The sequence below is a fragment of the Nostoc sp. NMS8 genome (genome assembly GCF_017115045.1).
Lineage (GTDB): Bacteria > Cyanobacteriota > Cyanobacteriia > Cyanobacteriales > Nostocaceae > Nostoc.
The window spans coordinates 18,579-35,972 of the sequence record NZ_JABXKK010000015.1 but is presented as its reverse complement, the minus strand read 5'-3'; the positions used below and the strand labels follow the sequence as shown (position 1 = coordinate 35,972).

Here is a 17,394-nt window from a genome sequence, read left to right as displayed (position 1 = left end):
AGAGGCTGTAAATTATATTACCGAAGATGATGCCTTCGGTTGGTTCAACCACTGTGGTCTATTTACCTGAAAATTGCTGTAAACCGTTGATTTTTCAGTTAAAGATGTTGTGCCATCACCCCAATAAGCAGCAAATGGTATCTGTGCGTGAAAATTCACTACCTCAGCTAAAGCCTTGGAATAAGTTTCATCTCGAACATACCAATCCGACACCCAATTGCTAAAAATCTTTTGTTCCCTACTGCGATGCCTACGGCGGGCTGCGCCTACCAATGTGAAAAGTGCCAAAGATAATGGTAGATTATGTCTCTGTCCGGCGCGGCAACGGGGGTCTTCTAGACCTGCAAAAGCTTTGATGATTTCGATTTCAGACACGATAATAGATGCTTGAAGTATAACTGGCGCTGCACCTTACCATATCGCGTCTACATTTAGAATAAAATAGCCCTGCCTCTGAATACACCTCATAATCTTTACTTAACCACCGAAATCGATTCAGCTTTTCCATTGGTTCGCTCAACAATCCACCGCTTGGGCAACTGCTCAAACGTCTTCAGAGGTTCGTTTAATCACTTCCACCCGCACCCGCTCACCACAGACCTGCCCAACAGCATTGGCAAAGTTTTTGCCAGAATACCCCTATCTACCCAGATCACTTCTAATTTGCACAACTTCTCTTTTGCTTCATTCAGCACAACCACCGCCCCTAATCGTTCTGAGGCATTTGCTGGGCGTGACGAGAACCCCAATCAACATTTAGATTTTCTTTACGAATCACCTCTGACAAAAAAGGGTTAGATAGCTAGCCCTCAATGTGAGTACAGTAACGACGGGAGCAGTGGTTTGCCAGCTATGAGTTCCATTTGATTTGTAGGGATTGTAATCGTGAAGGTTGTACCCATATTTACTTGACTATGTACCTGTATTTCACCACCATGCAGGTCAATACATCTCTTGACGATCGAAAGTCCTAACCCTGTTCCGGGAATATTCCCTACATTCTTAGCCCGATGAAAAGTCTTAAACAAGTGGTCTCGATCGTCATCGGGAATCCCAATACCTTTATCTTGAATTTTAAAGATCGTCTTTTCATTTTGACAAATCAGGTTGAAGTCAATTATGCTTCCTGCAAACGAATACTTGACAGCATTAGACAACAAGTTAGTCAAAATAGATTGGAGTAACTTCTTGTCGAGTTGAGCATGACTTTTGCTGGCTGCGTCCCGTTCATCGGTAATAAACAGCGTAATCTGATGGCAAGGGGCACTGAGTTGTATTTCTTCCACTAGACTATGGCAAAACTGCATGACATTGATTGGAGTTGGCATGAATTCGAGTTTCCCACCTTCTACTCGGTTAATCATCAACACATCGTCTAGTAATTGGGTGATATGATTGATCGACTTTTGGACATGTTGAAACTGCTTTTGGCTTTGGGCTGCATTGAGGCGATCTCCATAATCTTCCAAGATACCAATAGAAGAAGATACGACCGCCAGAGGGGTACGAAACTCGTGAGATGCCATTGAGATAAAGCGCGACTTTAATTCATTTAGTTCTCGTTCTTTCTCCAGTGCTTTACGGACATCAGCTTCTGCTTGTTTTCGCTCGGTGATATCTCGACAGGTGATCACAATACCCGCTACATTTGGCTCATCTAGGAGGTTTTTAGCGATCGCCTCAAAGTCATGCCAGGAACCATCCGCATGATGCAAACGAAATTCTACTATTGTTTTTTGAGATGGATTATCAAAGGCTTGACAAAGCAGAGCTTCTGCATAAAGACCATCGTCTGGGTGGACTAACTCAGGAAGATTTTTCGCAATCCAACTTTCTGGCTGATACCCCAGAATATGTGTCAAAGAAGGGCTAACATAAACGACTCGTCCACCCGCTCCTAAGGTGGCGATGATATTCGATGCATTTTGTAGCAACGAGCGAAATCGCTCTTCGCTTTGCTGTAATATCTCGGTTTTAGCCAGTTTAATCTCAGTTTGAATCAGTTGAGATTGTGCCTGCTGCAACTGTTTGAGAGCTTGTTCCAGATCTCGGTTTGCTGCTTCTAACTGAGCCGGACTAGGTAACGCTAGCGCCTTAGGAATCAGAGGAATGAGTTCCAAAGCTGTATACATTGAAATAAGGGCTGTCAAGGCTTTGACTAAACCTGACAACCAGTAAGTCGGATACCATAATGTCCAGATATCCATCAGGTGTCCGGTGCCACAGGCAATAATGAAAGCACCAAACATCAGAAATATCCAGTTAAATGGAATATCGCGTCGTTTAGAGACAAAGTAGACAAGCAAGCAGGGGATAGAGAAGTAGGACAATGCAATTACACTATCAGAAAGTATATGCAGCCACACCAATGCTGGTTTCCAAAGATAGCAATGTCCATGTGGAATAAAGCCGTTTGAATTCAAAAGGGGATGAAGTAAATTTAGCATCTTGAAGCCTCTTCTCAACTTCTTGAATGTGATTCAATTTTTGCCTAGCTCATCATCTTGAGAAGTGACTGGCATTGGCAATGCAATCCGAACAATAGTCTGTTTGCCAGGTATACTCTCGATAGTGAACTCTCCTCCATACAATTCAATTAAGCGCTTAGAAGTAATTAGCCCTAACCCAGCACCATTCTGTTCATACAACTTATGATTAAACTGTATATAAGCACCTACATTCGCAATTTGCTCAGAGGTCATACCACGACCGTGATCGATCACATAGAGCGAATAAAGGTTATTGCTCGGCACGCCAATGACACTGACTTTAGAACCAGGCTGAGAAAATTTGAAAGCATTGTTAATCAATTCTTGGATAACTTTCTTGAGACTGGCAGATGAAATCTGTACAGCTTCATCTTGTAGATCGATCTCTAAATCTAGTGTTCGCTGTGCATTCTCGGCTTCTTGATATGCAGTCTCTTCAACCATCATTTTAATAAAGGTATGAGGCGCATATTCTCGGATACCAGCAACTTTTTCTGCATCGGATATGGTTACTTCCAGTTTGGCATAGAGCAAAAAGTTTTGGGTCAAGCCATAAAGCCGTTTGCCAGATGTATAAACTGTCTCCACCATTTCTAATTTCTCAGCATCCGGTGTAGAGTCCCATTCTTCCATTAATAACTGTGGCAATGCAATAATACTTTGCAAAGGCGTATGCAGTTCATGGGGTAATGACACTGTAATCGTGTTGCAAAGCTGCTGAAATTTCACCTGATTCTTTTGAGCAATGATCGTTTGCTTTTTGAACTGAACCTCAATTGCTCGCCGGAGTTCAGCGGGAGTGAAGGGTTTGGTTAGATAGTCATCTGCACCCAATTCCATTCCCTGCCGGAAGTCAGTTCTATCGGCTTTGGCGGTGAGAAAAATGACGGGAATGCTTGCCATTTGCGGGTCTTGACGGAGCGATTCGATAAACTCATAGCCATTCAATTCAGGCATCATGACATCGCAAATAATCAAATCTGGCATCTCTTCTTTTGCTCTTTGTAAGCCAATCAAGCCATTCTCAGCCGCAGTTCGATAAAACCCTTCAAACCCCAAAATTGAGACAATATTCTCCCGAACTTGAGGTTCATCTTCCACAACTAGAATCTTTTTTATAGTAGATTGCACGATTATTTCTCCTTATGCTGCTAAAACAAGGTCTTTGATCGATTCGTTCTCAGTTTCATAACTCTTTCTGGTTTGCTTCAGGGGAAGCGTAACCGTGAAGGTTGTGCCAATTCCTACATGACTATCTACCTTGATTTCACCACCATGTATATCGACACATTTGCGGACGATCGCCAGCCCTAAACCAGTACCGGGAATGCGTCCTACATTCTTGGCGCGGTGAAACGACTCAAATAAAAGGGCTTGGTCTTCAACGGGAATGCCAATGCCTCGATCTTGAATTTGAAAGGCAACGCTTTCTGATTGCAAAACCAATTTGAAGTAGATTGTGCTTCCTGTCTCGGAATACTTGACTGCATTCGTTAGCAAGTTAGACAGAATTCTTTGGAGTAATTTCTCATCCAGTTGAGGGTTATTACGATTCTGATGCTGACGGATTTTATGTCGAAGTAGCGGATCTTTAGAGAGCGGAGCATACGGATTAAAGATTAGCCCAGGAGCGCGGAGAGCTTGACTCGAATGCTTCGCTATTTTCAGAGCCAAACACAAAGTCAGATAGAACCAGCTACGACTAACTGATTTACGCTCATCGATAATAGACAGATTAATTATGTGTTGAGGAGCGCTGATCTGGATTTCCTCCACTAAATTGTGACAAAATTGCAAGATATTGACGGGTGCTGGGTTAAACTCCAGCCCGTTAAGGTCTGCTTGGTTAATCATCAACACATCGTCTAGTAGTTGGGTGATGCGATTGATTGACTTTTGGACATGCTGAAATTGCTTTTGGCTTTGGGCTGGATTGAGGCGGTGTCCATAATCTTCTAGGATACCAATGGAAGACGACACAACCGCTAGGGGGGTACGAAACTCGTGAGAAGCCATTGAGATAAAGCGCGACTTCAATTCATTTAGTTCTCGCTCTTTCTCCAGTGCTTTACGCATATCGGCTTCTGCTTGTTTTCGCTCGGTGATATCTCGACACGTAAGCACAATGCCCGCTACATTGGGGTCATCTAAAAGGTTTTTGACAATTACCTCAAAGTCTCGCCAGCAGCCATCTACATGACGCAAACGGAATTCTGCCGTCACATCAAGGGCTGGATTGTCAAAGGTATAGCTGAAGAGATTTTCAGCTACTAATTGGTCGTCAGGATGCACCAGTTTCGCAAGATTTTCTGCCATCCAATCCTCTGGCCTGCATCCAAGGATGTTGGTGATAGAGGAACTGACATAGGTAACTTGTCCATTGCCTTCAAGTGTGGCAATGATATTAGAAACATTTTGGAACAGAGAGCGAAATCGTTCTTCGCTTTTCTCTATTTTCTCTAGTGCTTTAGCTTTGATTGCCAGTTTGATGCTGATTTGTTGGGTGATAAATGAGGCAATTAAAGCCAGGATTAAAATAACTATTGTTGCAGCACCAATTGCAATAGCCAGACTAGATACATCTATTAGGTTGCTAGAACTCTTGATCGATGTCTCAGCCGTTGGATGAAAGCAGACAGCATTCATTGCCGTATAGTGCATTCCGCAGATTGCAGCCCCCATAATGACGCTACTACTGATTTTTCGCAATTTGCCGATTGGATTTGCTTCTCCTTTAACTCGGAATGTCAGCCAGAGAGCGATGATAGAAGCACATAGGGCAAAGACGATCGAGGCAATAATAAGTAGCAAATTATAGTGAGCCGTTCCCTCAAGTCTCATGGCTGCCATACCGGTGTAGTGCATTGCGCCAACTCCACTTCCCAGAACAATTCCACCCATGACTAGATTGAAGGTTGTCTCTCGGTAACTGGTAATAAACAATGCCCCTCCTGATGCGACGATCGCTAACATCAGGGACAAAAGTACAACGGGCAGATCGTAAAAAACTGCTGTAGGAAGTTGGTAAGCCAGCATAGCAATAAAGTGCATTGACCAAATTCCAATGCCCATTGCAGCCGCACCTCCAGCAAGCCAAAAAAGACGTGCCAGATTACGAACTGCCATGATTCGTCCTGCTAGGTTGAGTGCTGTATAAGCAGCAAAGATAGAAATGCAGAATGAAAGGATTACGAGGCGAATATCGTAGGTTGCCGTCATAATTAAAGCCTGAACAATGAGAGTGGAGTTGAATTTAAAACTCTACTCTTTAAAATTAGGCCCAGAAGATTGCTTGTAAAAGAGAGTAATCCCTTAATGTCTGATGGATTTTGCTTTTGCTGCCTTGTTTACTTAAGTGCATCAAGAGAAAGTTTTACTAGCAATGGGGAAATTACTAGATGCTAAATACTGTTTTCGTAGAAGTACTGAAAAGCTCACCCAAAAGCAACCTGAGAAATAAATTGTCCTATACTAAAAACAGGTTGTAGCTTGACTTTTAAACCCGGTAAAAAATTAATAAGCAAGGTTTTGTTTGCCTAAGCAAACGTCAAGCAATTAGATGTTTTCAGTATAAGTCAAGAAAGTGCTTTTGGAGAATAAGTAGGTAGGCGTGAATATTTATCGTTGAGACAAGGCAGAAAGCAGAAGGCAGAAGGCAAAAAAGTTTCAGTCAAGTTTACTTTTCGTTACATACTTCGGTTTTTTTGCACCTTTCTACTTAGGTTAGACTGAATTGTTACAACAATCTCTGGGTGGTGTTCTGGTTTTACCCTGAATAACCCAATGTTTTTGATCCCACTATTGCGGCTGGAAAGGTTATGTTCTTGCCCCACTCATTTCTGCTAAGGCTTGCCCTAGAAAACATGATCGCACCGCCGCCCATCACAGTTACGCCAGATGTGCTGGTGACAGAGGCGATCGCACTTTTGAATTCCAGTTCTGGCAACTTTGATCCCGGTATAGGCGCTAACGACTGCACAGGCTGTTTAGCTGTAGTCAGTGAAAACCAACTGGTGGGACTGTTCAGCGAACGAGTGGTGACACGTTTGGTTGCCAGTGGGCGATCGCTCGCTGGAGTCACTTTAGCAGAGGTGATTGAACCACCAGCGATCGCCTTACAGCAATCTGAGTTAACTAACCCTGAGGTTGCCCTAAGCCTCTTAAGAAAACACCAGATTCAGCACTTGCCGATATTAGACGACAATGGGCAGTTACTAGGGCTGCTGACCTACGAAAGTTTATGCCGTTTGCTGCAACCTGTAGAACCCGATCGGCCAGATGATGCATCAACGAAGAGGCAGGGGGAAGGGGGCAGGGAGCAGGGGGAAATGACCCCTTCCCCCTGCGGTGGAGCGGAGCGGAACATGGGTCTGAGTCCCCCACTTCTGTTAAGTGGTTCTCGTTCAGGTGGGGTCGAATCCCCATCTGAACCTTCTCCCCTGCTCCCTGCTCCCTGCTCCCTTGCCTCTTTATCAATCGCCGCTTTGAAACTTCAGACAGAGCGATCGCAGCTTTTAATGGCAGTCTCAACGCGGATTCGGGCTTCGCTGAGTTTGGCGGAAACACTTGATGCCACGGTGTCTGAAGTGCGGCAGTTTTTGGGCTGCGATCGCGTGTCGATCTATCACTTTTTGGAAAATGGGCAGTTCCAGGTAGTAGCAGAGTCCTTCGCCGCCGGTCAACGCTCCTTTGTCAGTGAAGCGATTTACGACCCTTGCTTTGCTTCAGATTGGGCAGATCGATATGGCCAAGGACGAGTGCTAGTAGTTCCCGATATCTATACGGCAGGGATGACCCCCTGCCATGTTGAGTTATTGGAGCATTTGCAGATTAGAGCCAAAATTCTAGTGCCGGCGATCGTTAACAACCAATTTTGGGGACTTCTTAGCGCCAGTGAATCGGCTATGCCCCGTGATTGGCAACCGGCTGAGGTCACGTTTTTAGAACAACTTGCCATTCAGGTGGCGATCGCCATTCAACACAGCGAAACGGCGACCCGATTCCAGCAACAGCAACAAGAGCTTACCGCATTGCTAGATCGTTCCCCTGACGTGATTTTTCGGCTCGATCGAGACTTACACTACCTTTATCTCAACGCCGCTGTTGAGGTGGAGTTGGGCTACGCGCCTGAAGCGCTGATTGGTCAACCACTGCTCGCTGCCACCTTTGCCCCAGAACACTTTGCTGAGTGGCAAACTCTCACTCAACGAGTAGCAGCAACCCGCCAAGAACAAACGATTGAATATCAACTTTGCCTTTACTCGCGCTCCATCTGGTTTCAAACCCGTGTCGTTCCAGAATATGACATGGATGGAACCGTCACGTCGTTTTTGTGCATGGCACGCAATATCACCCAAAAGAAGCAAGCTGAAGCTAGACAAGCCGCCTATATCAACGTCTTGCTAGAGTGGCAAAACCGCCATCATGCTGCCCAGCTAGCCACTAAGCAAGTGCTGTATGAATGGGATACATCCTCCGATCGCATGACGTGGGGCATCAATGCCGAGCAGGTGTTTGGCTATAGCGCCTCTGAAATGCCCCAGACATCAGCCGATTGGTTTGCCAGCATTCATCCAGAGGATGAGAAGCGGGTGCAAACGGCAGCCGCAGAGTATTTTGAACATCAGGGACATCTTTACTTGCAATATCGGTGGCAACATCAGGCTGGCCATTACATCTGGATTGAAGCTCAGGCACAGTTTTTTGCAAATGCCAAGGGTAACTTAACTCAGATTATCGGGTATGTCACTGATATTAACGAGAGGAAAAGGTTAGAAGCCGAACGCACGCAGCTAGAAACTGCCCTCAGGGAAAGCGAAGCTCAACTCCGCCAAATTTTTGACAACAGTCAGGATGTGTTTTTTCTCAAATCCCTTGATGGTAAGCAGATGATTTATACCAGCCCAGCCTGGGAATATCTTTACCAAACTCCGTTGCAGCAAACCTATGATAATCCTCAAGTTTGGCTCGATTTTATTCATCCAGACGATCGCGATGGCGTAGTCACGTTTAACCAGCAAGCATGTGAAGGGAAAGAGGTTTGCTCCTTTGCCTATCGGATTATCCGTCCCGATAACTCTATTCGCTGGCTCTGGAACCGCAGCTTTCCGATTCGCAACGAAGCCGGAGAGATTTACCGTCTTGCTGGGGTCAACATCGATATTACTGAGCAAAAAAAACTGGAGCTGGAATTAAGCGCAGTCAAAGAACGCTATCAACTCGCCATTCGGGGTATCGGCGAAGGAGTGTGGGATTGGGATATTGTCAGCGATCGCGTCATTGCCAGCGATCGCTATTGGGAAATTTTAGGCTACCCACCCCCAGCCAAAAACGCCTGCAAGTTTGCCTATGAGGTGCTTAGTGAAGAGATCCATCCCGACGATCTCGATCTGATGCAATTAACCTTGAAAGGCCACCTAGAAGACCATCTGCCCTATGAAGTAGAATTTCGCAGACGTAAGCAATCAGGTGAGTATATTTGGTGTCGTTCTCGTGGAGAGGCAATCCGCGATCAAACTGGCAAGCCGATTCGCATGGTGGGAGCGATCGCAGATATCACAGAACGGAAAGCAATGGCAACTGCTCTACAAGCTAGTGAAGAAACCTTGCGCCAGGTAGTCAATACAGTTCCTGGAGTGGTTTATACCTATTGCCGTTCTGTGGATGGAACGAAAAGTTTTCGATTTATTAGCCAAGGTATTATCAAGCTTTGCGATCGCACCCCAGAGGAAATCCTCAACGACTCCCAAGTGCTTTGGCTTCTGATCGTTCCAGAGGATGGAGAGAGGGTGCGGGATTTGATTGACCAATCTGCTGCAATGCTCACCCCTTGGACGGCGGAGTTTCGCCTGATAACTGCTAGCGGGGTCTTAAAATGGGTTTCCGGTCATTCCATCCCCTCCCGAGAAGCAGATGGTAGCATTATCTGGCACGGCATTCTAATTGATATTAGCGATGTCTACGACGAGCTTCGCTTACGCAAACAAGCCGAGCTAGAACGCCAGCGCAGCGAAGCTCTGCTTCAGGCATTTATCGCAGCATCTCCAGTTGGGCTAACTCTGTTCGATCGGGAACTGCGCTACATCTATGGCAACGAGGCATTAGCCAAAATGAATGACCTGCCATTAAGTGAGCATTTGGGACGCACCTTATGGGAAGTTTTGCCGGAAATGGCATCTCAGTTTGCTCCCATGCTGCTCCAGATTATGGAAACCCAAGTGCCAGTTCTGAATCTGGAGTTTAGCGGTGAGGTCAGGCCGGGTGCATTTCGTAGCGCAATCTCCAATCACTATCCCGTTTGTTTACCCAATGGGGAAGTGATCGGCGTTGGCGTATCCGTGATGGACATAACCGAACTTGTCCAGGCACAACAAAAACTGAGGGAAAGTGAAGCCCGGTTCCGTACCCTGGCAGACAACATTTCTCAGTTTGCTTGGATAACTGACGAACATGGCTGGATTGAATGGTATAACCAGCGCTGGTTTGACTACACAGGCACCACACTGGCAGAAATGCAGGGCTGGGGATGGCAGCAGGTACATCACCCCGATCATGTCGATGGGGTAGTGAAGAAAATTAGCCACTGCTTTGAAACAGGCGAAATCTGGGAAGATACCTTTCCCTTACGCGGTCGAGATGGGCAGTACCACTGGTTTCTCTCTCGTGCTATTCCCATCCGAGATGAACAGGGTAGAGTGTTACGCTGGTTTGGCACCAATACAGACATCACCGAACAAAAACAAACCGAAGTTGCTCTGCAAACAAGTGAGCAAATACTGCGTCAACTTACTAATATGGTGCCTGGAGCCGTCTATAAATATCGCCGCTTGCCGGATGGGTCAAAGAGCTTCATCTTTATGAGCGAAGGTAGTGTCGATTTGTATGAATATACGCCAGAGGAAATCCTCAACGATATGCAAATCGTGTGGGATATTATTTTGCCAGAAGATATAGAACAAATCGACGCTTCCATCGATCGCTCGGCTGCAACGCTCGAAGCATGGGAGATGGAGTTTCGCATCAGAACTCCTAGCGGCATCTTGAAGTGGATTTCAGGACATTCTATTCCCTCTCAGGAAAAAGATGGCAGTATTATTTGGTTTGGCATCTTCACAGATATAAGCGATCGCAAACAAGCCGAGCTAGCGCTTCAAGCAAGCGAACGGCGTTATCTAAACTTGGCTGAACTATCACCAGTTGGCATTTTCCACACCGATCCGAGCGGAGACTGTAAATATGTCAATTCCCGCTGGTGTCAACTAGCAGGGCTGTCCTTCAAGGAGGCAATGGGCACGGGGTGGGCACGAGCATTGCACCCCGAAAACCGCGATTGGGTCTTTCTCAACTGGCAAATAGCTACCCAGTCCCAGACTCCCTTTTTAATGGAGTGTCGCTTTCAGAGACCAGATGGAAAGGTGCATTGGCTGATCTGTCTGGCGATCGTTGAAACTGATACCGCTGGCAACGTAATTGGCTATATAGGAACTATCACTGACATCACTGAGCGCAAATACTCTGAACAAGCTCTGCGAGAAAGCGAACAACGCTACCGCGACCTGGCAGAAGCAATGCCCCAGATGGTCTGGTTGACAGATGAAACAGGTGCCGTTAACTACTTTAACCAACGCTGGTATGACTACACGGGGCAAAGTCAAGCTGAGGCAATGGGATTGGGCGGAGCAGCAGCGATTCATCCCGATGAGCGCGATCGCACCCTCCAGGAATGGGGAGAAGCCGTCACAACGGGCAAGTTATTTGAGATCGAATATCGTGTCCGTCATCATCAGGGACTATACAGCTGGTTTCTGGCGCGCGGAGTGCCAATCCAAAACCTAGCAGGAGAAATTACAGGTTGGGTCGGCACAATTACCGATATTGATGACTTTAAACGCACAGAACTGGCACGGAAACAAAGCGAAGCCCGTTTCCGTGCTGTGTTTGAGCAGGCAGCAGTGGGAATTGTGGAAATGGATGTGGCCGGTCGATTTTTGCAGGTTAATCGCCGTATTTGCGACCAATTAGGCTATACGGAAGCAGAAATGCTGGAGCTAAACTTCCAGAGCCTCATACCCAGACCAGATGATTTAAAGCTCTATTTAAACTATTGGCAACAGCTTTTCGCCAAAAAGATTGATTCCTTTTCGCTGGAAAAATGTGTGCTTCACAAAAACGGAGAGTTACGCTGGTACAACATTACAGTGGCTTCAGTCCGTGATGCAGATAAAACCGTAAATTATTGCATTGGTGTAATTCAAGATATTCAAGATCGCAAACAGGCAGAACTGGCACTACAAGAGCTTAACCAGGAGCTAGAAGCCAGAATTGCTCGACGCACAGCAGCATTGAGTGAGAGTGAAGTGCGCTATCGGTCTTTGTTTGAACAGGCAGCTGTCGGCATTAGCCAATGTCACCCATCAGGACGCTATATCCAAGTCAATCAACGCTTTTGTGAACTGACTGGCTATACTCAATCTGAGCTACTGGATATGTCTTGGCAAGACTTGATCCATCTAGAAGATCTGGAAGTAATCCAAGGTGAGTTGGCTCATTTACATCACGGTGAGTTGGCATCGATAACCCCTGAAATCCGCTATATCCGCAAAGATCGTCGGCTACAATGGGTTAGTCTTACAGTATCAATGCTGTATAATGCTGCGGGTACACTCATTGGTGACTTGGCGGTGGTGGAAGACATTAGCGATCGCAAGCATATTGAGCAACAACTCCAAAACAGCGAAAAGCGCCTCAAAAAAATCATTTCTAAGACAGTTGATGGCATCTTGATTCTAAATTCCCAAGGACAGATTCTTTTCAGCAATCCGGCTGCCGATCGAATTTTCAATTGCCAAAAGGCAGACTACCAGGGTGCAGATTTGGGAATTTCCATCACGCTCCAAAAGACGTTTGAAATGGAGATTCCGCATCCCACTGGCAGGGTGACTACAGTTGAAGTGCGCGTTGAGGAAATTACCTGGCAGGATCATAAAGCCTTTCTAGCCGCGATCCGAGATATCAGCCACCGCAAGCAAACTGAGATCGATCTGCAAGCAAGCGAGCTTTCCTATCGCACCCTGGCTGAAAACCTACCGGGAATTGTCTACAAGCTGTATCCCGCTCAAAATAATACATTTGTCTTTTTTAACGATCGCTTAACGACGTTATTCCAGCTTGACCCGATAGATATCGCCAATCAAGGCACTCTCTGCCCAGCCAACTCGCTGATTGTGCCAGAAGACCGCGATCGCGTTATCGAAGTAATTCAAGCCGCGATCGTCAATCAACAGCCCTTTCAGGTCGAATATTGCATTCAAATCCCCGCAACCCAAGAAAAACGATATTTGCTCGAGCAAGGCAGTACCGTAACCGACGACATTGGGCAAGCGTTGCATATTGTTGGCATTATTTTTGATGTCACAGAAATCAAACAGACTGAGGAAAAACTTCGGAAGATTAATGAACGACTGACTATTGCCAATGCGGAACTCGCACGAGCGACCCGCCTCAAAGACGAATTTCTGGCAAACATGAGCCACGAACTTCGTACCCCTCTGAACTCCATCCTGGGACTGTCTGAAGTCTTGCAAGAAAGAACCTATGGCAATTTAACCGAGCAACAACACCACGCTTTAACCACAATTCAAACCAATGGTCAGCATTTATTAGAGCTAATTAATGACATTCTCGATCTAGCCAAAATCGAATCCGGCAAGCTAGATTTACAAATGATACCCGTTTCAGTTCAGCAACTTTGTCGAAGCACAATTCCTTTTATCCAACAGCAAGCCTTCAAAAAGCAAATTAGTTTTACCCTTGAACTGTCTCCCAATCTGACTTACATCGAGTTAGACGAACGACTTATCCGGCAGGTATTAATCAACCTGCTTACCAATGCCGTCAAGTTTACACCCAACGGTGGTGCTGTCATATTAAAAGTGCAAGGCAATACAACAGAACAAACATTGAGCTTCAGCGCGATCGATACTGGCATTGGGATTGCTCCAGAAAACATTAGCAAGCTGTTTCAGCCGTTTGTTCAAATCGATAGCAATTTGTCTCGGCGTTATGCTGGTACGGGGTTAGGTTTAGCCTTAGTCCGACGCATTATCGAGCTACACAAAGGCTCCGTGACGGTTCGCAGCACTGTCGGTCAGGGCAGCCAATTTACAGTGGTGCTTCCCTGGAAACACGTCAACCCGCCCAACTCAGACAAGTCTCTCGATCGCACCGCTGCTGTTATCCAAATTGCTTCAGAATTCTTACCTGTAGAAACAATGAATATAGCAGAGAAACCTGTCGTTCTACTGGTAGACGATAACCTGGATAATATTGAGACGCTAAAAGCCTATTTAGAATTGAAAGGGTTTAATATTGTAGTTGCCCACAATGGTTTGCAAGCGATTAATCTCACCCAGACGCAGTCCTTTAACTTGATTTTGATGGATATTCAAATGCCAGAGATGAATGGGCTAGAAGCGATTCGCCAAATTCGATTGCAGGAGCAAGACAAGCGCATTCCTATCCTGGCGGTAACGGCTTTAGCTATGTCGAAGGATAAAGAGCAGTGTTTAGCTGCTGGAGCGAATGATTATTTGACCAAGCCCTTCAGTCCCATCCATCTCGTCAACGTGATGAAGAAATATCTCCAGTTGTCGTAACTGAATATGTCTGATAGTGAGGGGAGAGTTTAAAAGTTATCTTTGCTCGGTGTGTTTTACGGTTGTTCGTAGATCAGTGGATACTGTTGGAAAAAGTGTTACAAATGGATAAACAAAAGTGTTACAACTAAAAGCCGCAACTATAGATAAAGGTGTGAGCTTACGTAATACTTAAAAATACAAATATGTATTACATTCGCCAACAGTATCATGAGTGAATTTGAAATAGTCAATCAAGAACTGACGATTCTGTTAGTGGATGACGAACCCGATAACTTTGAAGTCATCAGCGGCATTCTGTACAATTCTGGCTACCGTTTGGGATATGCATCCAGTGGTATTAGTGCCTTAGAACGGCTAAAAAAGAGTCAGCCTGATGTGATTTTGCTTGATGTGATGATGCCAGAGTTAGATGGCATTGAGGTGTGCTGTCGCATTAAGGCTAATCCAAATTGGAAGCATATTCCGATCGTTATGGTCACTGCATTGAATGCGAAAGAAGATTTAGCTCGTTGCCTCGAAGCTGGAGCCGATGATTTTCTGAGTAAGCCTGTAAGTGCAGTAGAGTTACGCGCCAGAATTGGCTCGATGCTCCGCATAAAGCAACAGTATGATGCCCTCAAAGCCTCTCTGCAACTGCGATCGGATATGGCAAATATGATTGTGCATGATTTGCGTAATCCGCTGTCCAGCATTCTTCTGTCCTGTGAAATGCTGGATCGAGCAAAGTTGCCCGAGCAATATCAAACTCGGATCAATCGCATAAAAATAGCGGAACAACAGTTGCGATCGCTAACCGAAAGCCTACTGCTAATGGCAAAACTAGAGTCAGGAAAAATGATCCTGAATCTTGAGGAAATTGAGCTGAGTCGCCTTGTTAATACTTGTATCACCGATATGCAGGCGATCGCAGGGCAGAAAATGATTCAGATGATTCCCGACCTCCCAGAACTCGAAAGACCTATTTGCGCCGATAAGCTAGTGATGCGTCGAGTTTTAGACAATTTATTGTTAAATGCGATTAAATTTTCTCCGTCAAAAAGTCAAGTCACGGTGCAAATCAATTATTTAGACGACCTGATAACCCAGATTAGAGTGATTGATATGGGTGTTGGAATCGCTGACGAGCTGAAGCAACGAGTCTTTGAAAAGTATGAAATTGGTACTCTGATGGAAGACATCCACCAAGTTGGCTTAGGGTTGGCATTTTGTCAAATGGCGATCGAAGCTCATGGCGGCAGGATCTCAGTGGAAGATAATCAGCCCCAAGGGTCAGTCATTTTAATAAAAATCAGCAGCCTCCCTCCAGGAGCAAAACACCCTTACTTTTGAAACTGGCCGATCCCTCAGTTTAAGATTAGATTTTTCCATAGTCCAAGCAAGAAAATTAATATTAGGTATTGAGCCGAGATACGGATACTGTTAACGAATGTACTACATATTTGTAAATACAAATATGTAGAATAGGTTGGAACATTGTCCTGAAGATGTAGAGCAAAGAGCCGACATTCGTTATTATAAAATTGGGCATTCTTCAGCAGAAATTGGAAGCCTATTTGTAAGTATATTTTTAAAATATTACTCAAAAGAACCACGAAAAATTATTTTGGACTTAGATGTAACCGATGATTTAGTACACGGCAATCAGGAGCAAGTTTTCTTCAATACTTGTTACGGAGGATACTGCTATGCTCCACTTTATATTTTCTGTGGAAAACATTTGTTAGCAGCCAAACTTAGACCTTCAAATGTAGACCCAGCAGCCGGGGCATTATCAGAACTACAGAGAGTGATTAAACAAATACGGCAACAATGGAAGAACGTTGAGATTTTAGTACGTGGGGATAGTGCCTACTATCGGGACGATATCAAAGTAACAAAAGTATGAGCTTGAACTGATAATTGGTGCTTTTGATACCAAGCATAAGCGTTATCTGCTACTACCTGCCCTGCTGATAAATTCATCCTGTGCTGATACTTGTTCCCCAGCCAGTAGTGTTTCCCTGCTTGCAGACTATCTACGTCTTGTCCTTGATCCCATATACATATAGGTAATAATCTGTGAGCGCAGTAAGCAGCAAAAATTCCTGATTTTGTCAGGAATTCAGTAGGGTAATTCAAAAAACCTGCTACTGAATTTGATAGTAAACTGCTGATGTCAGGAGCAGATTTAATTCCCAAACAGATGATAGGAATATCATTTACTGGTTCAATTTTAAAATCTAAAGCAGAACCAATATCTAAAATTTCCTCAATTTCTAACTCCAAACAAGTCCGTTGCAATGCCAATCGCGAGTTTTGATAAACACGAGAACGCGGGCCGCAGCTGCCGAGTATTACTAAACGTCTAGGACGTTCCAATAAAGAGGTAAGATGCTCTGGTTCACCTATATTAGAAAAAACTGGCAAAGTCGGAATTGTAGAGTGTTTTCCTCGACCTAATCTATTGATAATTTCAGCATATATTTGATTGTTGGTTAGACAGCGATCGCTCAAGCGAACCAGACGTGCGGCTAAATTTCTTTGCAGTGGTGATGTCCAAAACTGACTTGTCCAAATTGAACCAAAAGCATACATTTCATGAAACATCGTTACCAAATGCCGAGAATTCGTAGCTTTTCGCCAACGTTCCAAGCCTTCCACTAACCAAACTGGACAGCCTCGTTTTGCATAACCATAACCTACATAATGCAAAAGAACAGTAGTTATTGAGTGCTGTTCATTGGTTAATAATTTTAAAAGAGCTGTACTAGAGCATTCCGCCACTTGATGAACTGCAAACCCCTCTACAAAAGCTTCACCAGACCAATTAGGATCTCCAATTACAAAGCTGGTCATCCAGCCAAAATCTTGACGCAGTTGCTTTGCTATATTTAACCCATAGTCTCCTACTCCATCAATAGCAGGGATTAGACGGGGAACAATTGCAACGATGGGAGCAATAGGTTGCATTAGAAAATATTTATTGACAGTGGTCAATATTTTATACTGTGATTTACAATACTGCTGTTAGTATAATTAAAAATATCTTAACAATTCAAAATTTAGCCGGGAAATTTGAGGGTGACGTACAATCGCTCACTTTCTGCCAAATTCAAAATTTAAGACAGTTTCAAAGGGTGATTTAGCAGAAATTTCAGCCAGTCACTTAGGCAGGTTTCCCAAGTTGGAAGAACTGGCGTTGATCGGCGTCTCCAAGCACTCAGAACTTTCAAAAACAGATCCCGACAAAAACTGAATGTAGTCGAGTC

General features: G+C 44.8%; 6 protein-coding genes and 3 pseudogenes. 3 read left to right on the top strand and 6 right to left on the bottom strand.

All coding sequences use genetic code 11. From position 1 onward, the window contains the following. Positions 1 to 93 precede the first annotated feature (93 nt). From HWQ39_RS01135 to HWQ39_RS01115, 5 genes and pseudogenes are all read right to left on the bottom strand, one after another. Positions 94 to 216 (bottom strand): annotated as a pseudogene (locus HWQ39_RS01135) (Tn3 family transposase); the annotation flags it as partial. A gap of 151 nt (positions 217 to 367) precedes the next feature. Then, positions 368 to 756 (bottom strand): annotated as a pseudogene (locus tag HWQ39_RS01130) (transposase); the annotation flags it as partial. A gap of 53 nt (positions 757 to 809) precedes the next feature. Further along, entirely contained in the window at positions 810 to 2,447 is a 1,638-nt protein-coding gene (locus HWQ39_RS01125) for a PAS domain-containing sensor histidine kinase (RefSeq protein WP_292840350.1), read from the bottom strand. 33 nt (positions 2,448 to 2,480) lie between these two features. Beyond that, positions 2,481 to 3,620, bottom strand: coding sequence for a response regulator (locus HWQ39_RS01120; protein ID WP_292840347.1), 1,140 nt, complete (start codon positions 3,618 to 3,620; stop codon positions 2,481 to 2,483). Between the two features lie 12 nt (positions 3,621 to 3,632). Next, complete coding sequence (locus HWQ39_RS01115; protein WP_292840345.1) at positions 3,633 to 5,708, bottom strand: MHYT domain-containing protein; 2,076 nt, start codon at positions 5,706 to 5,708, stop codon at positions 3,633 to 3,635. A gap of 599 nt (positions 5,709 to 6,307) precedes the next feature. On the opposite strand from HWQ39_RS01115, the gene HWQ39_RS01110 reads away from it, so the two are divergent. From HWQ39_RS01110 to HWQ39_RS01100, 3 genes and pseudogenes are all read left to right on the top strand, one after another. Then, positions 6,308 to 14,143: a PAS domain S-box protein gene (locus HWQ39_RS01110; protein WP_292840343.1), complete on the top strand. Its 7,836-nt coding sequence runs from the start codon at positions 6,308 to 6,310 to the stop codon at positions 14,141 to 14,143. A gap of 210 nt (positions 14,144 to 14,353) precedes the next feature. Beyond that, positions 14,354 to 15,475: a hybrid sensor histidine kinase/response regulator gene (locus tag HWQ39_RS01105; protein WP_292840341.1), complete on the top strand. Its 1,122-nt coding sequence runs from the start codon at positions 14,354 to 14,356 to the stop codon at positions 15,473 to 15,475. Positions 15,476 to 15,605: 130 nt separating this feature from the next. Next, positions 15,606 to 16,013, top strand: a pseudogene (locus HWQ39_RS01100) (transposase); the annotation flags it as partial. Here the strand turns inward: HWQ39_RS01100 and HWQ39_RS01095 are convergent. Then, entirely contained in the window at positions 15,998 to 17,095 is a 1,098-nt protein-coding gene (locus HWQ39_RS01095) for a glycosyltransferase family 1 protein (RefSeq protein WP_292840338.1), read from the bottom strand. The pseudogene HWQ39_RS01100 and the gene HWQ39_RS01095 overlap by 16 nt on opposite strands. Between the last annotated feature and the right edge of the window lie 299 nt (positions 17,096 to 17,394).

Excerpts from the sequence above, each read along its gene's own strand:
- HWQ39_RS01110 (WP_292840343.1), top strand. The coding sequence starts at position 6,308 with ATGTTCTTGCCCCACTCATTTCTGCTAAGGCTTGCCCTAGAAAACATG.
- HWQ39_RS01115 (WP_292840345.1), bottom strand. The coding sequence starts at position 5,708 with ATGACGGCAACCTACGATATTCGCCTCGTAATCCTTTCATTCTGCATT.
- HWQ39_RS01105 (WP_292840341.1), top strand. The coding sequence starts at position 14,354 with ATGAGTGAATTTGAAATAGTCAATCAAGAACTGACGATTCTGTTAGTG.
- HWQ39_RS01095 (WP_292840338.1), bottom strand. The coding sequence starts at position 17,095 with ATGCAACCTATTGCTCCCATCGTTGCAATTGTTCCCCGTCTAATCCCT.
- HWQ39_RS01125 (WP_292840350.1), bottom strand. The coding sequence starts at position 2,447 with ATGCTAAATTTACTTCATCCCCTTTTGAATTCAAACGGCTTTATTCCA.